This is a genomic window from Actinopolymorpha alba DSM 45243 (genome assembly GCF_000373925.1).
In the GTDB taxonomy this organism is placed as follows: Bacteria; Actinomycetota; Actinomycetes; order Propionibacteriales; family Actinopolymorphaceae; genus Actinopolymorpha; species Actinopolymorpha alba.
Genome location: NZ_KB892756.1, coordinates 72,317 through 94,031 on the forward strand (window position 1 = coordinate 72,317; position 21,715 = coordinate 94,031).

Here is a 21,715-nt window from a genome sequence, read left to right on the forward strand (position 1 = left end):
GGATCGCGGTGTGGTTCACGACCAGGGGGAGTCGATGAAGGTCAGCGTCGTCGTCCCGCTGGTTGGGAGCGCTGGCCGGTCAGCAGTCGAACGCCTTCAGCGGTGTGTCGAATCCCTGCTCCGCCAGAGCATGCCTCCGCAAGACTACGAGTTCCTGGTCGTCGCGCCGGCTGGCATGAATGCCCCGCCGGCCCACCTTCCCCGGTTGTCCGGGGACGGTTCCCGGGTACGCATCCACCAGGTGAGCGACGCCTCGGACGCGGGAGCGCTGCGCAATGCCGGGTTGGCGCTGGCGGGTGGCGAGTACGTGCTGTTCGTCGATCCCGGCACCGAACTCGGTCGGGAGGCGCTCGCGCGCATGCACGCGCTGGCGGTGCGGAACGGCTCCGATGTCGTGCTGGGCAAGGCGTCCGGGCCGTTGCCCGGGTACGACGGACTCTTCCGGCGTACCCTCGAGCGCTGCGACGTCGAGGACGCTCCGCTGTTCGACGCTCTGGACGCAGGCCACCTGTTCCGGCGTTCGTTCCTGATGGACGCGGAGATCCGGTTCGTCGAGGGGCATCCGCTGGCGGATCAGCTCGTCATGGCCCAGGCCTACCTCACGGCCAAGACGGTGACGGTGCTGAGCGACTACCCCTGCTACGTCCGGGCGCCCGGGGACGGCGAGCCGGCCGGCTCCGACGCGTGGGCCGAGCGGCCGCTCGCGTACGTCACCGGCCTGCGCGACCTGCTCGACACGCTCGTCGCTGGTACCGAACCAGGTGACCTGCGCGACCGGCTGCTGGGGTGGGTCCTACGGACGGAGATCCTCGACCGGCTGAGCGAGCCGGGTTTGCTGTCGTTGCCCGAGCCGCGCCGCGAGGAGTTCTTCCACGCCGTACGCGCGCTCGCGGCCGACCACATCCCGGCCCGTCTTCATCCGGGGCTGTCCCCGACCCACAGGCTCCGGGCGGCGCTGCTCGAGCGGGGGCGGTTGGACGCGCTGGTGGAGTTCGCGCGCCGGTGTCGCGGCATCAAGTCCCAGGCCCGGCTGGCTGGCCTGCGGTGGGAGGACGGCCGGCTCTGCGCTGACGTCCGCCTGGAGATCGTGCATACCGACGGTTCCCCGGTCGTGGTGGTGGAACGCGACGGACGGTTCCATCTGGATCCGGCGCTGGTGGCAGAGCTTCCCGGCGGGCCGGTGGACGAGGGTGACGTCTGGGAGGTGGGCGACCCACTGGCTGGTACGGCGGCCGAGGCGATGGTGCGCGACCGGGACGCGGACGTGTGGTGGCCCGTGCCGGCGCGGCTGCTGGCTTCCGTCGAGCCCGTCGATGGGACGCCGGTCGATGCGGCGCCCATCGATGCGGCGCGTGAGCGGCGTCTTCGGGTTGTGCTGGCGGGGACGCTCGCGTTCGACCCGCGCACGCTGGCCTGCGGTGCGCCGGTCGGCCGTGGCGTGTACGACGTCTCGGTGAGCATGACCGCGCTCGGCTTCACCCGCCGACCGCGCCTTGGCGGGGACCGGACGCCGACCACCCAGGCGTCACCGGCCATCGTGGGCGGTCGGGCCGTCTTCGTACAGCCGTACTGGTCGCGCCCCGGCGGCCACCTGAGCCTGGACGTCGAGGAGCGGTTCAGGACCCTCGGCCGCGAACTCGCCACCCGTGGGGTGGGATCGGCACGTGGCCGCGACGGACGGGTCCGCCTGCTACTGCCCGTGGTCGCCGGCCCGGACGCCGCGGTCAGGGATGTCGAGGTCATGCTCGGCCGTGGGCCGGCGGCATCCCGCGTGCCCGCGCGGATCGAGCCGGGCGTCGATGGAGTCCTGTTGTCGTTCGGCGATGGCATCGGGCTCCCCAACGGGCACTATCCGCTGACGCTCCACATCGATCCGTCCGACCAGCGGCCGGCGGTGCCGATCGCGACGGCGACTGTCCGGTCGGGGCGGATCGCGCGGGTTCGTGGTACGCCATACGCCCAGACGCCACGCCGCGGCATCGCGAGGCTGCGCGGCTCCTGGATGCCCCGCCAGACCCTTCAGTGATCATGATCATGAGGGTTTTCGGGACGTATAGCCCTTTCTGGCTTCATGATCACGAACATGATCACCGGGTCTGGCCGGCCCACAGGGAAGCCCCGCGGGGACTCGTACAACTACTCCGCGCCAACCCGCGTCGCGGTGTCGGACGGATCCGTCGGTGGCCCGGATTACAGTCGTACGAGACGGCCCGGCAGGGTCGGCCCAGACCCGCTGGCAGCTGTCCGGGAGCGTGATACCTCCGGGAGGTGGCGGTGGGAGCGCTGATCGAGGCCCGCGGCCTGACCAAGCGGTTCGACTCGTTCGTCGCGGTCGCTGGCATCGACGTCGACGTCTTCCGGGGAGAGGTCTTCGGTTTTCTCGGTCCCAACGGCGCCGGCAAGAGTTCGACGATGCGGATGATCGGCTGCGTGTCGCCCGTCTCGAGCGGCACGCTGCGCGTCCTTGGCATGGACCCAGCCGTCGACGGACCCAGGATCCGGGCCCGGCTCGGCGTCTGCCCGCAGGAGAACTGGCTCGACGAGGAGCTCACAGTCCGCGAGAACCTCCTCATCTACGGCAGGTACTTCGGGCTGCCCAGGCGTACTCTCGCCGACCGCGCGGCGGAGCTCCTCGCCTTCGTCCAGCTCACCGACAAGGCCGACGCCCAGGTGGCCGACCTCTCCGGCGGCATGAAGCGCCGCCTCACGATCGCCCGGGCGCTGGTCAACGAGCCCGAGATCATGCTGCTCGACGAGCCCACCACCGGGCTCGATCCGCAGGCCCGGCACCTGGTCTGGGACCGCCTGATCCAGCTCAGGCAGGAGGGGGTGACCCTCGTCCTCACCACCCACTACATGGACGAGGCGGAGCAGCTTTGCGACCGGCTGGTGGTCATGGACGGCGGCACCATCGTGGCCGAGGGTTCGCCGCTCGACCTGATCCGCGCCCACGCCACCCGGGAGGTGGTGGAGTTGAGGTTCGTGGCGGGCCGTCAACAGGCGCTCGCGGCCGAGGTGGCCGACCTCGCCGACCGGGTCGAGGTGCTGCCCGACCGGGTCCTTCTCTACACCCAGGACGGTGACGCGGCGGCGAACGCCGTGCATCAACGGGGTCTGTCACCACCGGGCATCCTCGTCAGGCGGAGCAGCCTCGAAGACGTCTTCCTCCGGTTGACGGGCCGCACCCTCGTCGACTGACGTGTTCTCCGGAGCGGCCGCATGGACACCGCACTCCGCGCGCTGGAGTACTGGCTCCTGTCGTACAAACGGACCTGGCGGGGCACGATCGTGTCGAGCTTCCTGGTGCCCTTCCTGTATCTGGCCGCCATGGGCTTCGGCCTGGGCAGTTTCATCAACGCCGGCGCCGGGCGGGCCGCACTCGGTGGTCAGACGTACCTGCAGTTCATCGCGCCCGGGCTCCTCGCGGCGACCGCCATGCAGACAGCGGCGTTCGAGTCCTCTTATCCGGTGATGGGGAGCTGGAAATGGATCAAGACCTATTACGCGATGCTGGCGACACCGCTTCGCGTAAGTGATGTGCTGATCGGGCATCTCCTTTTCGTCGCCTTTCGGGTGCTCATGACGTCCATGGTTTATCTCGTCGTGATCACGGTTTTTGGTGCGGTCTCATCGCCGTGGGGCGTGCTGGCGATCGTGGCCGGCCTGCTCACTGGTCTCTCGGTCGCGACGCCGACATTCGCTCTGGCCGTGCGCTCCGAACGCGACACGGTGTTCTCCATGTATTTCCGGTTTGCGATCCTGCCGATGTTCCTGTTTTCGGGCGCGTTCTTTCCGGTGAGTCAACTGCCCGTCGTCGTACAACCGATCGCGTACGCCACGCCGCTGTGGCACGGCGTTCATCTGGCGCGGATGTTCACCGAGGGGACGCTGTCTCCGGGTTGGATCGCGGTGAACGTCGGCTACCTCTGCCTGTGGATCGCGGCGGGCACCTGGTGGGCGGCCCGGGCCTTTCGCCGGCGTCTGGTGACGTGAATGCCGCCGGCGCGGCCAGGTCGACGGTCATCGTTGTCGTCCGCCGTCGTTGCCCGCCCCACCTTCCTGGACAACGCTCGCACTCTCGTTTCGACCGGAGGTCCCTTCCATGGCAGCGCTTATCGCCCGGGTCGTCCCGATCCCGCCGGTGCGTGGCCGCGGCTGGCTGCTGGTCGAACGCAACCTGATGGTCTACCGGCACGACTGGCTGGTGCTCGTCTCCGGTTTCTTCGAGCCGCTCTTCTATCTGCTTTCGATCGGTGTCGGTATCGCCCCGCTCGTGGGGAACTTCCAGGTCGGCGGCCACGCCGTGAGCTATCCGGCATTCATCGCGCCCGCCATGCTCGCCGCCAGTGCGATGAACGGCGCGATCGCCGACACGACGTACAACCTGTTCTTCAAACTCAAGTACGCCAAGCTTTATGACGCGGTCCTCGCGACGCCGCTGCGGCCGGTGGATATCGCGACGGGCGAGATTTGTTGGGCTCTGATCCGGGGCGGACTCTATTCGGCGGCATTCCTGCTGACCATGCTGGCGCTGGGGCTGGTCTTTTCCTGGTGGGCGGTGTTGGCGCTGCCGGCGGCTGTGTTGGTGGGATTCGCGTTCGCCGCCGCCGGTATGGCGGGTACGACGTTCATGCGCAGCTGGCAGGATTTCGAGTTCATCAGCCTGGCGATCCTGCCGATGTTCCTGCTCTCGGCGACCTTCTTCCCGTTGTCGACCTATCCGCCAGTCGTCCGCCTGCTGGTGGAGTTGACGCCGCTCTACCACGGTGTGGCGCTCCTACGTGCCCTCACGCTCGGTACGCCGTCGTGGCAGTTGCTGGTGAGCGTCGCTTACCTCGCCGCGATGGCGGGCGTCAGCCTCTGGGTGTCGTCCCGTCGGATCGGTCGCGTCCTGCTGAAGTGACAGGTGGGGCTGGCGTACGCGAACGTGAGACGGGGGCTGCCGTCACGCGGCAACTCCCCACCTCGCGCGGCAGATTTCCCTTGCGTCGTGGGGATATGCCCCGCGTCGTACCGGACTCCCATCGAGGCCTTATCAAAACTCGCGACACCTGGGCCTTTCCGGGAAGGATTGTGAAGACTTTGGGGGCCCATAACACCCCAAAGTCTTCACAATCCGAGATGATCAGCCTTCCTATTGCGGGGCTGCCACGAAGTTCACGACCGTCAAATCGCCGAGACACCCAGCCGCCGGGGGGATGCCGACGCAGAAGCAGTGGAGCATTTCAGGTACTCCACCCTCGGAAAAGCTCCACTGTCTTCCACCAACCCGCGCATCACCGTGTGAGACCAAGCTGGTTGATCACGATGTGAGACGGTCGTGACCTCACGCGAGTCTGCGATATCCGCCGGCAGCGCCCCTGTCCGCCCGCCTCCACACCGTTCAGGCGGCGTGGTCCTGCTCGATCGCGAACTCGTGCAGCGTCGCCGCCGCGATCAGGTCGTCCACGATGGGATCGAGGTCGAGCCGGCGCTCGATCTTCTCCAGGGCGCTCACCTCGGCCCGGGTCTCGGCGAGCGGCGAGGCGAAGAGCGTGCAGCAGTCCTCGTCGGGCAGCCGGGAGATCTCCGCCGTTCCGATGCGTTCGGCCTCCGCGACGATCTCGGTCTTGTCCCAACCGAGCAGGGGTCGCAGCAGGGGGAGTTCGGCAGCGGCCTCGACCGCGACCAGGTTGGGCAGTGTCTGGCTGGAGACCTGGCCGAGGGAGTCGCCGGTGACGATCGCCTGGGCGCCGATCTGCTGACCGAGGCGCGAGGCCACCCGCACCATGAGTCGCCGCTGGGCGAGTACCTGCAGCTTCCCGGCGCCGGCGGTGGCCAGCGAGCGTTGCGCGTTCCCGAACGACACCACCCACAACCGCGAGCCGCCGCCGCGGTAGCGGTCGAGCCTGGATGCCAGCGCGTACGCCTTGTAGATCGACTCCGGCCCGGTGAACGGCATGCCAGAAAAGTGCACGTAGTCGGTGGCGAGCCCACGGCGCATCGAGCGGTAGCCGGCGACGGGGGAGTCGAAGCCGCCCGAGAGGAGGGTCAGCGCGCGTCCGTTGACCCCTGCGGGGAGGCCGCCCTGGCCGGGCAGCTTCTCGGTGTAGAGGAGCACCTCGTGCCGATCGACCTCGATGCCGAGCTCGAAGTCGGGATTGCGGAGATCGACCTTACGGTCGAGTTCGGTACGCACCCGGTCGCCGATGCGGACGGCGATCTCCTGGGACCGGAGTTCGAAACCCTTCCACCGGCGGCGCGGACGCACGGCGAACGAGGTGTTCTCGTACGGCCGGAGCAACTCGACGGCCGCCTGCTCGATCGCGCCGATCTCGGGCTTGACCATGACCGCCGGGTGGACGAGCGCCAGCCCGAGAACTGTCTGCGTGCGTTCGAGCAGGGCGGGCAGGGGAGCGCCCTTGACGACGAGGACGCCGTTGCGGCGGCGGATGTGGATGCCGTCGAGGTCGGCGAGAGTCCTGCCGAGGTTGCGGAGGAGGACTTCCTCGAACTTCCAGCGGTTGCGTCCTTTGAGCGCCAGCTCGCCGTACTTGAGCAGGACACACGACTGCATGACGTCCTCCGGGACAAGGAGCGGGAGCACTCGGAGGCAGCGCTCACCAGCTCCGGGGTGGGTGATCTGTCTATCGTCCGCCTGGCGTCTCTCGTACGCCACACCAGGGTCGACGACCGGCGTGGCGTACGCCAGAGTCGCGCGGGCCCTGTCGCGCGGTTTGCGCCGTTCCGGGTCCTGCTGGTGGTGGCTCGGGGAAGGGGCATTGCTGGCATGTCGGATACTGGGCGGGTGCGGTTGACGGAGTTCTGGTGGCGGATGGAGCACCACCTCGGCGCGGCGTACGCCCGCACCTGGGCGCGGGATCAGGTTCTCGCCGAGCTCGGGGGGCGCACTGTCGTGGAGGCGCTGGACGCCGGGTGGGACGCCAAGGTGGTCTGGCGGGCGGTGTGGCGCGCGCTCGAGTTGCCCCCGTCCGAACGCTGAGCGGCTCGCCGGTCGGCGAGTCTTTGGACACGTGGGCGTTCTCGGCGGGATTTGTGGCGATCTGTTCGGGCGTGTCGGTGGCCTTCGAACACGTGTTCGTCCTACAGTCGTAGGCTGTAAGCGAGAGGTCGCCGACGAGGTTGGCGGCTTTTCATCCACAACACATGCGACGGCCGAGACATCCACAGGTTCACCGGCCCCGATCGGCGGATGTCGGTGGTCACCTCTAACGTCGCGGGTGTGACGACAGAGAAGACTGTGAAGAAGACCAGAGGCTCTCGACGGGCCCCAGACGTGACCGGGATGGCGAGCATGGCAGCTCAGGACCGCGACAAGGCGCTCGACACGGCGCTCGCCCAGATCGAGCGGCAGTTCGGCAAGGGCGCGGTGATGCGCCTTGGCCAGGAAGGCCGCGCTCCGGTCGAGGTGATCCCCACCGGGGCGATCGCCCTCGACGTGGCGCTCGGCATCGGGGGTCTACCCCGCGGGCGCGTGGTGGAGATCTACGGGCCGGAGAGTTCGGGTAAGACGACGGTCGCTCTCCACGCGGTCGCCAACGCGCAGAAGGCCGGCGGCACCGCGGGCTTCATCGACGCCGAGCACGCGCTCGACCCTGAATACGCCAAGAAGCTCGGCGTCGACACCGACGCGCTCCTCGTGTCTCAGCCCGACAACGGCGAGCAGGCGTTGGAGATCGCCGACATGCTGATCCGCTCGGGCGCGCTCGACATCGTGGTGATCGACTCCGTTGCGGCCCTCGTGCCGAGGGCGGAGATCGAAGGGGAGATGGGCGACAGCCATGTGGGTCTCCAGGCCCGGCTGATGAGCCAGGCGCTTCGCAAGCTCACCGGTGTGATCAGCTCTTCCAAGACCACCGCGATCTTCATCAACCAGCTCCGCGAGAAGGTCGGCGTCATGTTCGGGTCGCCTGAGACGACGACGGGTGGCAAGGCGCTGAAGTTCTACGCGTCGGTGCGGCTCGACGTCCGGCGGATCGAGACGCTCAAGGACAGCCAGGAAGCGGTCGGAAGCCGGGTCCGGGTCAAGGTCGTGAAAAACAAGATGGCGCCGCCGTTCCGTCAGGCGGAGTTCGACATCCTGTTCGGTGAAGGTGTGAGCCGTGAGGGCAGCCTCATCGACCTCGGGGTCGACAACGGCCTGGTCCGCAAGGCAGGCGCTTGGTACACCTACGAGGGCGATCAGCTCGGTCAGGGCAAGGAGAACGCCCGCAAGTTCCTCAAGGACAACCCAGACCTTGCCGAAGAGCTGGAGAAGAAGATCAAGGAGAAGCTCGGTATCGGCCCGCAGGTCGACAACCCCGCTGACGTTCCTGCTGGCGAGGAGGACTTCTAAGACGGCTGCCGAGTTCGACCAGCATGAGGAGTCGAGGTGAGCCGTCGAGCCCAGCGCGGTCGCTGGTCGAGGCCGGACGACGAAGCCGAAGGCGCAGGGGCCGCCGAGCCCCGCGCCAGCCGGCGTACCCGTCGACAGGCCGGTGCGGGTGGTGAGCCCGAGGGGTCGGAGGCCGATCCCGAGCAACTCGCGCGCACGATCGTTCTCCGCCAGCTCACGGCCCAGCCCCGGTCGCGGGCCGAGCTGGCACAAGCGCTCCGCCGTCGAGGCGTGCCCGAGGACGTGATCGAGCGGGTCCTCGCCCGGTTCTCTGACGTGGGCCTCATTGACGATGCGGCATTCGCCCGCGCGTGGGTGGACTCTCGGCACGTCGGGCGTGGCCTGGCCCGCCGGGCACTCGCGCATGAGCTTCGCCGGCGGGGCGTCGGCGATGAGGAGGTCGGCGACGCGGTCGACCAGCTCTCACCGGAGACCGAGCTGGCCACCGCACGGTCGCTCGTCGCCCGGCGGCTTCCCTCGACGCGTGGGCTGGACGCGCGGATTCGGGTACGCCGGTTGGCGAGCATGCTGGCCCGCAAGGGCTACCCGCCGACACTCGCGCTCCGGGTCGTACGCGAGGCGCTCGCCGACGAGGCAGGCGAACATGAGCGGGCCGCGGTGGAGGAGTTCGCCAGCGCCGTCGACGCGATGGACGGCATGCCTGACGGCGACGTGGAGTAACAGGTTCGACGCGCCCAGCACCCCACCGGGCGGCGTTCGGCAATCCGTTCGCGTCCCTCGCGGGAGCACGGCTAGCGTGCGGAACTATGACAATCGAGGTGAGGACCGCACGCGACGACGACCGAGAAGCGATGCACCAGCTCAGTCAGCAGGCATTCGCCGCTCGGCCCGCGCCGTATGACGATGAACTCGACCGGACCGCGGTCCCTCTGGAGCGCCGCCTGGTCGCCACCGATGGCGGGACCATTGTCGGCAAGCTCGTGATCTGGGAGTTGGGACAGTGGTTCGGAGGTCGGCGGGTCCCGATGGGCGGGATCAGCGGCGTGGCGGTTGCCCCCGCCTACCGCGGGCGGCGGGTCGCGTCATCGCTTCTCGACGACGCTCTGACCGCGATGCGGGAGCGCGGCGAAGTGCTGTCCACCCTCTATCCCATGAACCACACGCTCTACCGGCGGCATGGTTGGGAGGTCGCGGGCGCCTACCCCGAGCACGACATCGACCTGCGAGCGCTCACCGATCTTCCCAAGCCGACGCGACAGGTGACGGTTCGGGAGAGCGTCGAGGCTGACCTTCCGGCGCTGCGTGCGCTCAACGACGAGGTGTCGCGTGAGGTGCCCGGCAACGTCTCGTACGGCCCCGAGTTCGCTGCGCGTCGATTGCTGGGTCATCCAGGAGCCCAGGAAGGCTACGTCGCTGAGGTGGACGGCGTACTCACCGGCGCGCTGACGCTCGGACATGGCGACGGCCACGACGAACGCGAGCTCTACACGCTGTCCGTCCGCAATCTCTTCGCGGCCGACCTCGACTCCGAACTCGCTCTTCTCCGCGTCGTCGCCGCCCATTACCCGGTTGCTCGGACCGCCAGACTGGTGACGTCCGTGAGCAGCGCGCTTCCCCTGCTGCTCGGGGAGCGCGATCTGCGCCCGGCAGGTGCGGGATGGTGCTGGATGGCCCGCCTGGTCGACGCACCCGGCGCCATCAGGGCGCGTGGCTTCGCGCCTGAGGTCGATGTCGAGATCCACCTGGACCTCATCGACCCGACCGCACCGTGGAACGCCGGGCCGCACGTGCTGCGCGTCAAGGACGGTGAGGGCCAGCTGGAACCCGGTGGCCGCGGCGATGTCCTGATCGACATCGGGCGACTCACCTCGCTCTACACCGGGTGGGCGGATCCGCGACGGCTGGCTCACGCTGGACTGATCGGCGGGGCGGAGGAGTCCGATCTCGCCGCGCTGGATCGGACGTTCGGTGGACGCACGCCCTGGGCGCGGGACTTCTTCTGAGCGGTCCGACGGCGAATGAACCCGCTCAGAAGGTCGGGGACATCCAGCGAGGCGGCCCCGACTCGGCCGCGGCTCGGCAATGAACGCGGCAGGCGCTCCGCAGCTTTCCACGCCCATTGCCGGGCTCGTGGTCCGCCCGCTGGCGCGGGAGGACGCCGGGTCGTACGCCCCACTCGCGGGGCGCAATCGGGCGCATCTTGGTTGGCCCGGCGGCGCCGAGACCGAGGTGGACTATCGCCGCGCCTGGGACCATGACTTCCTCGAGCGCTCCGCCGCCGCCACCCTGCGTTACGGCATCTGGCGAGCTGACGAACTCATCGGCCGTGTCGACCTGATCCCGGTCGCTCCGCCGCACTACGGTCTCAGCTACTGGCTGGACAAAACCGCGACCGGCCACGGTTATGCGACGGCAGCGGTGGGTGCGGTACTCGGGTTCGCCCGAGCGTCCCTCGGCGCTACTGACGTGTTCGCTGGTGTGGCGCATGGCAACCGCAGGAGCGTTGCCGTCCTGACGCGGCTGGGATTTCAGAGCGTGCTGGATTTCGAGACGTACACGCGATTCCACCTGCCCTTGGCGGACGGCCAGCCCGACCGGCCTTGAACACTTTTCTTGACCGGCTGGTAACCGCACCTTAGCCTCCCAGACAGCAGGGGATCGCTTCCGTGTCAAGCGGATTTTCGGATGGCATGACCCGAACCATCCACGATGCGCACAACCCCATGGACAACGAGTTTCTGAAACCCGAACGAGCAGACCGAACTCCAGCAAGACCGAGCGGAGACTAACGAGGACGAGGTATCCGCGCAGCAGGCCTGACGTCGTACGCCGGAAGGTGAAGCACGACGGCGCGGTGTGGTGTGCTCGGGTCATGAGCGATCCCTTCGGGGCCAACGCCCCACAAGGCAGTCTGGCGAAGGGAGCGCCTGATGTGGACAGTCATCCAGGTCGTACTTCTTGTCGTCGGGCTCGGCGTATTGGGGCTGCTGATCGCGCTGGTACGCCAGATCCGGCACACCGGTGACGGTTCTTCGCACCCGCACACGGCCGACTCGATGCTCGAGGACGCTCACCGGGAGGCGGCGGAGGTACGCCGGCGGGCGGAGGAGTCCGCGGCCGACCTCGAGACCCGGGCGCAGGCGGCTCGAGCCGAGGCCGAGCGTGCGGCCGAAACCCAACGCACCGAAGTCCGCGCGCAACGGCTCGATCTCGAACGCCGCGAACGCCGGCTCACCGAACGCGAGTCCCGACTCGACCTCGACGCCCGCAATCTCGACAAACGTGGCCGGGATCTCGACAAGCGGGGCCGGCACCTCAGTGAGTCCGAGGCGAAGCTCGCGGCGGAGAAGGCGAAGTTGGCCGACCTCGAAGCCGACCGCCGAGAGGTGCTCGAGCGGACCGCCCGACTCACCGCCGAGCAGGCGAAGTCGGAGCTGGTCAAGCTGGTCGAGAACGACGCCAAGCGGCAGGCCGCGATTCTGGTTCGCGACCTCGAGCGCGAGGCACACGAGGAAGGCGAGAAGCGGGCCCGCAAAATCATCGTCGGCGCCATCCAGCGGCTCGCGACCGAGCAGACCGCCGAATCGGTGGTGTCCGTTCTGCATCTGCCCAGCGACGACATGAAGGGTCGCATCATCGGCCGCGAGGGCCGCAACATCCGTACCTTCGAGCAGGTCACCGGCGTCAACCTCATCATCGACGACACACCGGAAGCGGTCCTGCTCTCGTGCTTTGACCCCGTCCGGCGCGAGATCGCCCGGATCACGTTGGAGCAACTCGTCCTTGACGGGCGCATCCATCCGCACCGGATCGAGGAGGCGTACGAACGCAGCCGGGGTGAGGTCGCGGATCTGTGCATCCGCGCCGGTGAGGACGCACTGGTGGAGACCGGGCTGACCGACCTGCATCCGGAGTTGGTACGCCTGCTCGGCACGCTGCGTTTTCGTACCTCCTATGGCCAGAACGTCCTGAAGCATCTGGTCGAGTCGGCCCACATTGCCGCCATGCTCGCCGCGGAGATCGGCCTTGACACCACCCTCGCCAAGCGGTGCGCGTTCCTGCACGACATCGGAAAGGCGCTCACCCACCAGGCGGAGGGGAGTCATGCGCGGGTGGGTGCCGAGGTAGCGCGGAAGTACGGCGAAGCCGACGATGTCGTGCACGCGATCGAGGCGCATCACAACGAGGTCGAACCCCAGACCGTCGAGGCGGTACTCACCCAGGCCGCGGATGCGATCTCGGGCGGGCGGCCCGGCGCGCGGCGGGAGTCGCTGGAGGTCTACATCAAACGGCTCGAACGCATGGAGGAGATCGCGCGCTCCCATCCCGGGGTGGAGAAAGTCTTTGCCATGCAGGCCGGTCGTGAGGTCCGGGTCATGGTGCTGCCGGATCTGGTTGACGACATCCAGGTGCAGGTGCTGGCGCGGGGCATCGCCAAGCAGGTGGAGGAGGAACTCACCTATCCCGGCAAGATCCGCATCACCGTCGTCCGTGAGTCCCGCGCCACCGAGACCGCGGAGTGAAGCGCCAGCGAGGCCGCGGAGTGAAGCGCCAGCGAGGCCGCACAGTGAAGCGCCAGCGAGGCCGCACAGTGAGGCGCCAGCGAGGCCGCACAGTGAGGCGCCAGCGAGGCCGCACAGTGAGGCGCAACGTTTGGGTCGGGGGCACCCTGGTACGGCTCTATTGGACAAGGGTGCCCCGACCCACAACCCATGAGCCGCGCGACCTCTTATGCGGCGGGTGCTGCGCCGTCCTCGTCCAACCCGGCAGCCACGCCCGCCGGTGTCTTCTTGCTGCCCCGGCGTTCGAAATAGACCGCCAACCGTGACAAGGCGAAGTTGACAGTGATGTAGATGCCGGCGGCGACGAAGAAGACCGAGAAGAGATACCGGTTACCGAAGAAGTCGCGGAGGTTCTGGACCGACCGGAGTAGCTCGAGGTATCCCACGATGTACCCGAGCGAGCTGTCCTTGAGAAGGACGACAAGCTGGCTCACCAGCGACGGCATCATCCGGCGGATCGCCTGCGGGAGCAGGATCATCAGCAGCGTCTGCGTGTGGGTGAGCCCGATGGCATACGCCGCCTCGGTCTGCCCGCGTGGCAAGGACAGGATGCCGGCCCGCAGGATCTCGCCGATGATGGCGGCGTTGTAGATGGCGAGGCCGGCGACCACCGCCCAGTAGCTCTCCAGGCCGAAGACGATCAACGTGAAGAACATGAGCAGGAGGACCGGCAGGCCGCGGAAGAGTTCGATGATGAACGTCGCCGTCATGCGCAGAGCGGGCGACTCCGACATCCGCCAGACCGCGAAGAGCAGTCCGAGGATGACGGCGAACACCGCAGCGACGGCGGCCGCCTGCAGCGTCGCCAACAGGCCGTTGCCGAGGAACTGCCAGACCTGCGGATCGGCGAACACGTCCCAGCGGCGAGCCTCGAACATGCCCTGCGAGGAGAGCCGGTAAAGGATGGCGCCCACGATCACCGCGACCAGCGCACCGCCGATGATGGTGCCGATGAGGATGCGCCGGCGGGTACGCGGCCCGGGCTCGTCGTAGAGGACCGAACTCATCGGGCGATCGCCACCTTCCGCTCGAGCCGGCCAGCGAGCAGGCCGGAGGGCACGGTGATGAGGAGGTAGAAGACCGCCACACCGATCAGGATCGGGGTCACCGCGGTTGCGTGGCCGTTGGTGAGCCGGCGGCCGACGTTGAACAGCTCGGCCACGAAGAAACCACCCGCGACCGAGGTGTTCTTGGTGAGCGCGATGAAGATGTTGATCAAGGGGGGTACGACGGTGCGGACGGCCTGCGGCAGGATCACGTTGCGCAGCGACTGGTTGAACGACAGCCCGATGGACCGGGCCGCCTCGGCCTGGCCGACTCCGACGCTGTTGATGCCAGAGCGGACGGCCTCACAGACGAACGCCGCGGTGTAGATCGTCAACGCGATCACGGCTGAGGGAAAGAACGGCAGCCTGAGCCCGAGCTGTGGCGTGACGAAGACCACGAAGAAGAAGACCACCGTCAATGGCGTGTTGCGGGCGAGTTCGACGTAGACGGTGCCCAGCCCGCGCAGCGGCGGGATCGGGGACACCCGGCACGCGCCCAGCAGGGTGCCCAGCACCAGCGCCAGCGCTCCCGAAAACACGGCGAGCCGCAGCGTGGTCCAAAACCCTTCCAGGAACAGCGGAAGGTTCTCGACAACGACGTCCATCCATCACCTCAGAGTCGAAAGCGCCGGATTCGCCGGCCTCGATCTGCCGTGGCCCCGGCACGCGGAAGGTGGGCCACCGCGGGGAGGCCCCCACCTGAGTGGGGGCCGGAACCACCGCGGTGGCCCACCTCAGCGGCAGATCAGTAGTTGTCGATCGCGGGCGGCGTCGGCGTGGGCAGGACCTTTCCGGCGGTCTCTTCCCATGCCTTCTTCCAAGAACCGTCGTCCTCGGATGCCTTGAGGGTGTCGTTGACGAACTTACGGAACTTGTCGTCACCCTTCTTCAGGCCGATGCCGTACGGTTCCTTGGTGAACGGCTTACCGACCAGCTTGAACTCGCCTTCGTTCTGGTCGACGAAGCCGGACAGGATGACGTTGTCCGTCGTCATCGCGTCGACCTGGCCGGAACGCAGCGGCTCCAGGCAGTTGCTGTAGGCGTCGGTCGGGACGAGCTCAGCCTTGGGGTAGTTGGTGCGGATGTTCTCCGCCGGCGTGGAGCCTTCGACGGAGCAGACCTTCTTGCCCGCAAGGTCGTCCGGACCCTTGATGTCGGTGTTCTTGTCCAACACCATGATCGTCTGGCCGGCCTCGTAGTAGGGCCCGGCGAAGTCGATCTTCTGCTTACGCTCGTCGTTGATCGTGTAGGTGGCGATAACCAGGTCGACCTCGCCCTTCTGGATGAAGGGCTCGCGGTTGGCCGAGACGGTTTCCTTCCACTCGATCTTGTCCTCCGGGATGCCGAGCTTGGCGGCGATGATCTTGCCGATCTCGACGTCGAAGCCTTCCGGCTTGCCGGAGGGGCCACGCAGGCCGAACAGCGGTTGGTCGAACTTGGTGCCGATCGTGATCTTGCCGGCGTCGTTCAGCTTGGCCATGGTGGTGCCGGCCGGGAACGACGCCTCGGAGTCAACCTCGGTGCCACTGCCTCCACCACAGGCGGCCAAGCCCAGCGCAAGTACCGCCGCGGCAGCGATACCTGACAGTCGCCGTACGCGCATTGTTGGTCGTCCCTCTCTTCTGGGGTGTGCATGTCTCCGCACGGGCGCGCGGTGACGGATTTCCACGTGCTCAGTGCGTCAAGATCTTTGACAGGAAGTCTTTGGCGCGGTCGGTCTGCGCATCGGTGAAGAACTTCTCTGGCGGAGCCTGCTCGATGATGCGTCCACCGTCCATGAAGACCACGCGGTCGGCCGCACGGCGGGCGAAGCCCATCTCGTGGGTGACGACAACCATGGTCATACCGTCCTTGGCAAGGGTGCTCATGACATCGAGCACTTCGTTGATCATCTCAGGATCGAGCGCGGATGTCGGCTCGTCGAACAACATCACCTTGGGTTGCATCGCGAGAGCGCGGGCGATGGCGACGCGTTGTTGCTGCCCACCTGACAGCTGGGCGGGATACTTGCCGGCCTGGTTGGCGACGCCGACCCGCTCGAGCAGAGCCATCGCGCTGTCCTGGGCGACCTTGGCGGCCTGCTTGCGCACCTTGATCGGGCCCAGCGTGACGTTCTCGAGGACGGTCTTGTGGGCGAAGAGGTTGAACGACTGGAAGACCATGCCGACGTCCGAACGTAGCCGAGCCAGCGCCCGCCCCTCGGCGGGGAGTGCCTGGCCGTCGAGCAGGATCCGTCCGGAGTCGATGCCCTCCAGCCGGTTGATTGTCCGGCAAAGTGTCGATTTGCCGGAGCCGGACGGCCCGAGAATGACCACGACTTCCCCGGAGGCGATGGACAGGTCGATGTCCTGGAGCACATGCAGGTCGCCGAAGTGCTTGTTGACCCGTTCCAGGACGACCAGGGGCTGACCGGTCGCCTCCCCCGGAGAAGGTGTCTGCTCACTCGTGGCTGTCATGACAGGGCAAATTACATTGCGGCTGTGACATTTGCGAGTTCACCCTGATAACACTTCGAACAGACGCCCGCGGACGGTGACGACGTCGTCGCGTCACGACACCCGGCTCGACGGTGCGGTGAACGTGTTGCAGGTGCTGGGGCTCTCGGAGCGGAAGCCGCGCCGCGCCCAGTACCCGTGGTTCTTCCGGCTCCCGTGATCGCGGACGCCCTCGCCATACTCGTCACCGTAATGGTCGACCAGCCACATCCACTGGCTACGGGCCTCCCCGGTGATGGGGTACGACGGCTGGTTGGCGCCCATGAAGACGCTGGCGAAGCAGGACGCCTGCAACTCCGCGCGCCGGCTGTACTCCAGCGCCTTCGACTCGCTGGCGGCGTACCGAAGGTTCCAGTACGACCCGAGGATGCCGGTGAGCTGCTGGACGTGGTGGCCGTACTCATGGGAGAACTGAAAGCTCGTGAACATCCGGGCGTAGACCTTCTGGAACCGCTCGGGGAACTTGGTGTACTGCCGTACGTCGTCCTCCCAGCGCATGTAGATCGTCTCGGTCTTGCCGCAGTAGAAGGCCCGGACGTACTGCCCACAAGGGGTCTCGACGGACCCGGAGATCATCAGCACCGTCGGCGGCCGGAACTCCCCGCCAGCCTTCCTCACCTGGCCGGGCCAGGCCCGGTCGAGGCACTCCTTGAGCCGCTGGTAGTAGATCCGGGTGCCGTTCTTGTCCGACGGCCGGGCGTTCGACTCCCGGCACGACACGGACGCCTGGGCACCGACGGAGTAGATGCGGTTCTTACCGATGACGTCGGAGTCTGAGGGACCGGCGGGGGTACGGCGAGGCGGCGTCACGGTGGTGGACGGCGTCGCGGTGGGGGAGTTCGTGGGGGCGGCGGACGACCAGGTGGGCGTCGCTGAGGGCGACGGACTCCAGGTGGGCGTGGACGCGGACCAACTCGTCGTCGGCGTGGACGTCGGGAACCCGGTCGTGGTCAGGTCGGTGTCGGGTTGGTTGAAGATCCGCACCGCGAGGGCGCTGAGGCCCACGACCACGGCCGCGCCGAGCAGGACCAGAGTCACCTTGAGGCCGGTACGGTCGGGTCGCCGTGAGGGCGGACCAGGGGGCGGCGGGCCGAATGGTCCTCCGGGTCCTGGTCCTCCGGGACCGGACCCGCCCGGCCCGACGCCCGGGGCGAAGGGCGGTCTGGTCTGGGGGCCACCCACCCGGGCCGGCGCCGGTTGGGTGCCTGGTCCACCAAACTGGGGTCCCCAGCCCCAACCGGACGGCTGCGGCGGGCGGGTCGGCGGGCCCTGCAAGGAGCCACCGCCAGCAGGTGGCCGGATTGGCGGTCGAGCGGGACGTGGATATGGTGCGCCCTGCGAAGATTGTCCGGCAGGAGAACCCCATTGATGACCAGCCATGATGACCCTTCGACGCGTTCCGGCGTTCCAGCGACGGTCCGCGGCCGAGGGCGCTCCACGGGCGCCCGCCTTGCGGCGCTCGTCCTGATTGCCACGTTCTGTGTCGTTGGAGCGCCTACCTTAGCGAGTGCCAAGATCGCCTCGACCGCCGCGAAGCTCACGTCGTACACCAGCGACGTCCGCGTCAACCGGGACGGCACGCTGCGGGTGTCGGAGACCTGGCGTGCGGGCGGCGGGGGAGACACCGTTGACCGTCAGGTCGTGACCCGGTGGCATCTGCCGGACGACGTCGACCACGTCGTCGAGATCAGCAACGTCAAGGCCGTGGTGGCGGGCGACCCGTCAGCCACTGGAGGCACGCCCGCCGCGGTGAGCGCCCTGGCCGACGGCGACGTCACGACGCTCTCCGTCTCCGTCCCCGCGCGCAGGACGCCGGCGACGGTGAAGGTGACGTACGACGTGCGCGGGGCGGTCGCGGCCACGTCGGTGGGCACCGAACTCCGCTGGACGCCCCTGCACGGGCTCGACGAGCTCGCCGAGGCGAGGATCACCTTGAGCAGCCCGCAGATTGACTACATCCGCTGCACCGCCGGACCGCTCGACGGGTCGATGCCCTGCACCCTGGCGCAGATGACGGAGTCGGCGCCGATCTTCGAGCAGCGGGGGCTGTCTGACGGGGGTTCGGTGACCATCGTCGCGGGATTCCCGCCCGGCCAGGTCGCGCCGAGCACCGTCGTCGCCTACCGCAAGTCCTTCCGCCGCGCGTTCCTGACCGAACCCACGCAGCTCGGGGTGACCGCGGTGGTGCTCGCGCTGGGCGCCGCCGGCCTCTACCTCCTGCACCGGCGGCGTGGCCGGGACCCGATCGAGACCGGGCGGGTCGTTCCGGCCTCGTTCTTCCGCCGGGAGCCGGGCGGCACCACCACCTTCAGCCCGCCTCAGGACCTGCGCCCGGGTGAGGTCGGCACGCTGATCGACGAGCGGGTCGACCCGGTGGACGTGACCTCGACGATCCTCGACCTGGCGGTCCGCGGTCACCTGCGGATCACCGAGCTTCCCAAGCCGAACGAGTTCGCCCGGTCCGACTGGACACTGACCCGCGCCGCGACCACGCCGGATGAGCTGAAGCGGTACGAGCAGCGACTGCTCGACGGGATCTTCGTCGACGGAGCGGCGGAGGTGAAGGTCTCCGAACTCGGTGGCCGGGTACGCACCCAGCTCGGCGCGATCCAGGACGCGTTGTACGACGAGGTGGTGGCCAACGGCTGGTTCGCCGAGCGTCCCGACCGCTCCCGCTCGACGTGGACCGCCGCCGGGATCGGCGTCCTGGTCGCCGGCGTCCTGCTCACGGTTGGTCTGGCGTTCTTCACCACGTGGGGACTCCTCGGTCTCGCGGTCACGGCGATCGGTGCCGGTCTCACCGTGCTCGGGCAACACATGCCGGCGAAGGCACCCGCGGCGGGTCGCGTGATCGGGCAGGTCGCCTCCCTGCGTGGCGAACTACTGGAACTCGACCCGGACGAGCTGCCAGCCGTCCAGCACGTCGACCTGTGCGCGCGGGCACTGCCGTACGCGGTGGTTCTGGGTGGCTCCGAACGCTGGATCGACGCGCTGGTCGCGACCGACGTCGACGACGAACCGGACGAGGGGTTCAGCTGGTACAGCGGTCCGGCCAACTGGCACCTGCAGCACCTGCCGGACTCGCTGAAGAACCTCACGACCAGCCTCACCGGCGCGCTGTTCGCTCGCTGACCTCGTCTAACCTTGGGGCGTCATGTCGTACAGCCCAGCGCGCAGCTACGAGGTCCGGACCTTCGGCTGCCAGATGAACGTCCACGACTCCGAGCGGTTGTCCGGTCTGCTCGAGAACGCGGGATATGTCCGGGCCGAGCCGGGCGAGACCGCCGACGTCGTGGTCTTCAACACCTGTGCGGTCCGGGAGAACGCCGACAACAAGCTGTACGGCAACCTCGGTCATCTCGCGCCCACCAAGGCCAAACGTCCCGGTATGCAGATCGCTGTCGGCGGTTGCCTGGCCCAGAAGGACAAGGGCGAGATCGTGCGGCGGGCGCCGTGGGTCGACGTGGTCTTCGGCACCCACAACATCGGGTCGCTGCCGGCCCTGCTCGAGCGCTCGCGGGTGCTGGGCGAGGCCCAGGTCGAGATCAAGGACTACCTCGAAACGTTCCCGTCGACACTGCCGTCGCGGCGGGAGTCGCCGTACGCCGCATGGGTGGCGATCAGCGTCGGCTGCAACAACACCTGCACCTTCTGCATCGTCCCCGCGCTGCGGGGCAAGGAGAAGGACCGGCGGCCGGGCGAGATCCTTGCCGAGGTGGAGGCGCTGGTCTCCGAGGGTGTCCTCGAGGTGACGCTGCTCGGCCAGAACGTCAACGCTTACGGCGTGGAGTTCGGTGACCGGTTCGCGTTCGGGAAGCTGCTGCGGGCCTGCGGCACCGTCGAGGGACTCGAGCGCGTCCGCTTCACCTCGCCCCACCCGCGCGACTTCACCGACGACGTGATCGCCGCGATGGCCGAGACGCCAAACGTCATGCACCAGCTGCACATGCCGCTGCAGTCCGGCTCCGACCGGGTGCTGAAGGCGATGCGGCGTTCCTACCGCCAGGCGCGTTACCTCGACATCGTGCGGAAGGTACGCGAGGCGATGCCGGATGCCGCGATCACGACCGACATCATCGTGGGCTTCCCGGGGGAGACCGAGGAGGACTTCGAGGAGACCCTGCACGTCGTCCGCGAGGCGAGATTCTCGGCCGCGTTCACGTTCCAGTACTCCAAGCGGCCCGGCACGCCGGCCGCCGAGATGGACGAGCAGGTTCCCAAAGAAGTCGTGCAGGCCCGCTACGAACGCCTGGTCGCCCTGGTCGAGGAGATCGCCTGGGCTGAGAACCGCACGCTCATCGGCCGGGAGCTTGAGGTCCTGGTCGCCGAGGGGGAGGGGCGCAAGGACGCCGCCACCGCCCGGATGAGTGGTCGCGCATCCGACAACCGGCTGGTCCACTTTAATCCCACTAGATACAGCAACCCGAGCAGATACAGCAACCCGACTAGGGATCACGGCAATCCCGGTGAGCACGGCAATCCCGGTGAGGCCGCCAATCCCGGTGAGCACGGCAAGCCGGATGCGGCTGAGCATGGGATCCGACCGGGTGATCTCGTGCGGGTCGCGGTGACGTACGCCGCACCCCACCACCTGGTCGCCGATGGACCCGTTCTGGGCGTACGCCCGACCCGTGCTGGCGATCTCTGGGAGGCCCGTCAGGGACGCGTGGAAGAAACCTCCAAGGGTGTGCTCCTCGGCATGCCGACCGTTCGCCGCTGAGCAGAGCTCGACGACGCGCGGAGCCATTATCGGGAAGGATCTTCGTCGCTATGTGACCAAAATCCTTCCCGATCCTCAAATTGCCCTGGCCCCTTGGGTGAGACCGGTACGGGTTCTTGTCTGCCGAGTCGTCCGGTAAGCCATCCAAAATGTGGACGGTTCGAAGGTTCGCGCCGCAACGCCCTCGAGCCTGACCGCCATACGAGACAAGTGCTCTGGCCTTTAGGTCTGAGTTGTCATAGGTTTCTCGGCTAAGAGACCGAGAAACCTATGACAACTCAGACCTAAACCCTGAGATCTCAACATCCGAACGGCTGGGGTGTACGCCATTCGAGACGGCGCCCCGCACGTGGCGAATCACCACGCAGGCTCAATTCATCACCTGGGTTTTGAATAGGTCTCCGGGTGAGATCCCGGCCGTCTCGAATGGCGCACGCCCTGTTGTATCAGATAGTGAGAAGCCAGGCTTCTGTCTCACATTGTGTACACCCGTTGGCGGACCTCACGCGCCATATCCCCACCTCACTAGGCAAATTTGCCTTGCCTGGTGGGGATAT

General features: G+C 67.8%; 18 protein-coding genes. 12 read left to right on the forward strand and 6 right to left on the reverse strand.

Translation table 11 applies throughout. The annotated features are described in order from the left end of the window. Positions 1 to 10 precede the first annotated feature (10 nt). From B141_RS41265 to B141_RS0117565, 4 genes are all read left to right on the forward strand, one after another. A complete protein-coding gene (locus tag B141_RS41265; protein WP_020576486.1) occupies positions 11 to 2,026 on the forward strand; it encodes a glycosyltransferase family 2 protein in 2,016 nt (671 codons plus the stop codon). A 248-nt stretch (positions 2,027 to 2,274) separates the two neighbouring features. After that, complete coding sequence (locus B141_RS0117555; RefSeq protein ID WP_020576487.1) at positions 2,275 to 3,198, forward strand: ABC transporter ATP-binding protein; 924 nt, start codon at positions 2,275 to 2,277, stop codon at positions 3,196 to 3,198. 21 nt (positions 3,199 to 3,219) lie between these two features. Then, positions 3,220 to 3,993 (forward strand): ABC transporter permease, encoded by a 774-nt coding sequence (locus B141_RS0117560; protein ID WP_020576488.1) that lies wholly within the window; start codon positions 3,220 to 3,222, stop codon positions 3,991 to 3,993. A gap of 109 nt (positions 3,994 to 4,102) precedes the next feature. Then, positions 4,103 to 4,903 (forward strand): ABC transporter permease, encoded by an 801-nt coding sequence (locus tag B141_RS0117565; RefSeq protein ID WP_020576489.1) that lies wholly within the window; start codon positions 4,103 to 4,105, stop codon positions 4,901 to 4,903. Positions 4,904 to 5,383: 480 nt separating this feature from the next. Here the strand turns inward: B141_RS0117565 and thiI are convergent, their stop codons facing one another. Further along, a complete protein-coding gene (gene thiI, locus B141_RS0117570) occupies positions 5,384 to 6,556 on the reverse strand; it encodes a tRNA uracil 4-sulfurtransferase ThiI (protein WP_040421625.1) in 1,173 nt (390 codons plus the stop codon). Between the two features lie 231 nt (positions 6,557 to 6,787). Between thiI and B141_RS52845 the strand changes: the two genes are divergently transcribed. The 6 genes from B141_RS52845 to rny all read left to right on the forward strand — a co-directional run bounded on the left by B141_RS52845 (position 6,788) and on the right by rny (position 12,858). Beyond that, positions 6,788 to 6,982 (forward strand): DUF3046 domain-containing protein, encoded by a 195-nt coding sequence (locus B141_RS52845; protein ID WP_026257314.1) that lies wholly within the window; start codon positions 6,788 to 6,790, stop codon positions 6,980 to 6,982. Positions 6,983 to 7,294: 312 nt separating this feature from the next. Then, positions 7,295 to 8,335 (forward strand): recombinase RecA, encoded by a 1,041-nt coding sequence (gene recA / locus B141_RS0117580; protein WP_026257315.1) that lies wholly within the window; start codon positions 7,295 to 7,297, stop codon positions 8,333 to 8,335. 36 nt (positions 8,336 to 8,371) lie between these two features. After that, positions 8,372 to 9,055: a regulatory protein RecX gene (locus B141_RS0117585; RefSeq protein ID WP_020576493.1), complete on the forward strand. Its 684-nt coding sequence runs from the start codon at positions 8,372 to 8,374 to the stop codon at positions 9,053 to 9,055. Positions 9,056 to 9,141: 86 nt separating this feature from the next. Then, positions 9,142 to 10,338, forward strand: a complete 1,197-nt coding sequence (locus B141_RS0117590) for a GNAT family N-acetyltransferase (protein ID WP_020576494.1) — start codon at positions 9,142 to 9,144, stop codon at positions 10,336 to 10,338. Positions 10,339 to 10,417: 79 nt separating this feature from the next. Beyond that, complete coding sequence (locus B141_RS0117595; protein WP_020576495.1) at positions 10,418 to 10,939, forward strand: GNAT family N-acetyltransferase; 522 nt, start codon at positions 10,418 to 10,420, stop codon at positions 10,937 to 10,939. A gap of 326 nt (positions 10,940 to 11,265) precedes the next feature. After that, positions 11,266 to 12,858 (forward strand): ribonuclease Y, encoded by a 1,593-nt coding sequence (rny, locus tag B141_RS0117600; protein WP_020576496.1) that lies wholly within the window; start codon positions 11,266 to 11,268, stop codon positions 12,856 to 12,858. 206 nt (positions 12,859 to 13,064) lie between these two features. Here rny and B141_RS0117605 read toward each other — a convergent pair whose 3' ends face one another. The 5 genes from B141_RS0117605 to B141_RS0117625 form a co-directional block, all read right to left on the reverse strand. Next, positions 13,065 to 13,904, reverse strand: a complete 840-nt coding sequence (locus B141_RS0117605; RefSeq protein ID WP_020576497.1) for an amino acid ABC transporter permease — start codon at positions 13,902 to 13,904, stop codon at positions 13,065 to 13,067. Further along, on the reverse strand, positions 13,901 to 14,548 hold the full coding sequence (locus tag B141_RS0117610) for an amino acid ABC transporter permease (RefSeq protein WP_020576498.1): 648 nt from the start codon (positions 14,546 to 14,548) through the stop codon (positions 13,901 to 13,903). The genes B141_RS0117605 and B141_RS0117610 overlap by 4 nt, the downstream gene beginning before the upstream one ends. A gap of 140 nt (positions 14,549 to 14,688) precedes the next feature. After that, positions 14,689 to 15,546, reverse strand: a complete 858-nt coding sequence (locus B141_RS0117615; protein ID WP_020576499.1) for a glutamate ABC transporter substrate-binding protein — start codon at positions 15,544 to 15,546, stop codon at positions 14,689 to 14,691. A gap of 70 nt (positions 15,547 to 15,616) precedes the next feature. Beyond that, complete coding sequence (locus B141_RS0117620) at positions 15,617 to 16,399, reverse strand: amino acid ABC transporter ATP-binding protein (RefSeq protein WP_020576500.1); 783 nt, start codon at positions 16,397 to 16,399, stop codon at positions 15,617 to 15,619. A 93-nt stretch (positions 16,400 to 16,492) separates the two neighbouring features. Next, positions 16,493 to 17,476: a neutral zinc metallopeptidase gene (locus B141_RS0117625; RefSeq protein ID WP_020576501.1), complete on the reverse strand. Its 984-nt coding sequence runs from the start codon at positions 17,474 to 17,476 to the stop codon at positions 16,493 to 16,495. Between the two features lie 330 nt (positions 17,477 to 17,806). On the opposite strand from B141_RS0117625, the gene B141_RS0117630 reads away from it, so the two are divergent. Both B141_RS0117630 and miaB read left to right on the forward strand, forming a co-directional pair. Beyond that, on the forward strand, positions 17,807 to 19,570 hold the full coding sequence (locus B141_RS0117630; RefSeq protein WP_020576503.1) for a DUF2207 domain-containing protein: 1,764 nt from the start codon (positions 17,807 to 17,809) through the stop codon (positions 19,568 to 19,570). Positions 19,571 to 19,592: 22 nt separating this feature from the next. Next, positions 19,593 to 21,158, forward strand: coding sequence for a tRNA (N6-isopentenyl adenosine(37)-C2)-methylthiotransferase MiaB (gene miaB / locus B141_RS0117635; RefSeq protein WP_020576504.1), 1,566 nt, complete (start codon positions 19,593 to 19,595; stop codon positions 21,156 to 21,158). The last annotated feature ends 557 nt before the right edge of the window (positions 21,159 to 21,715 follow it).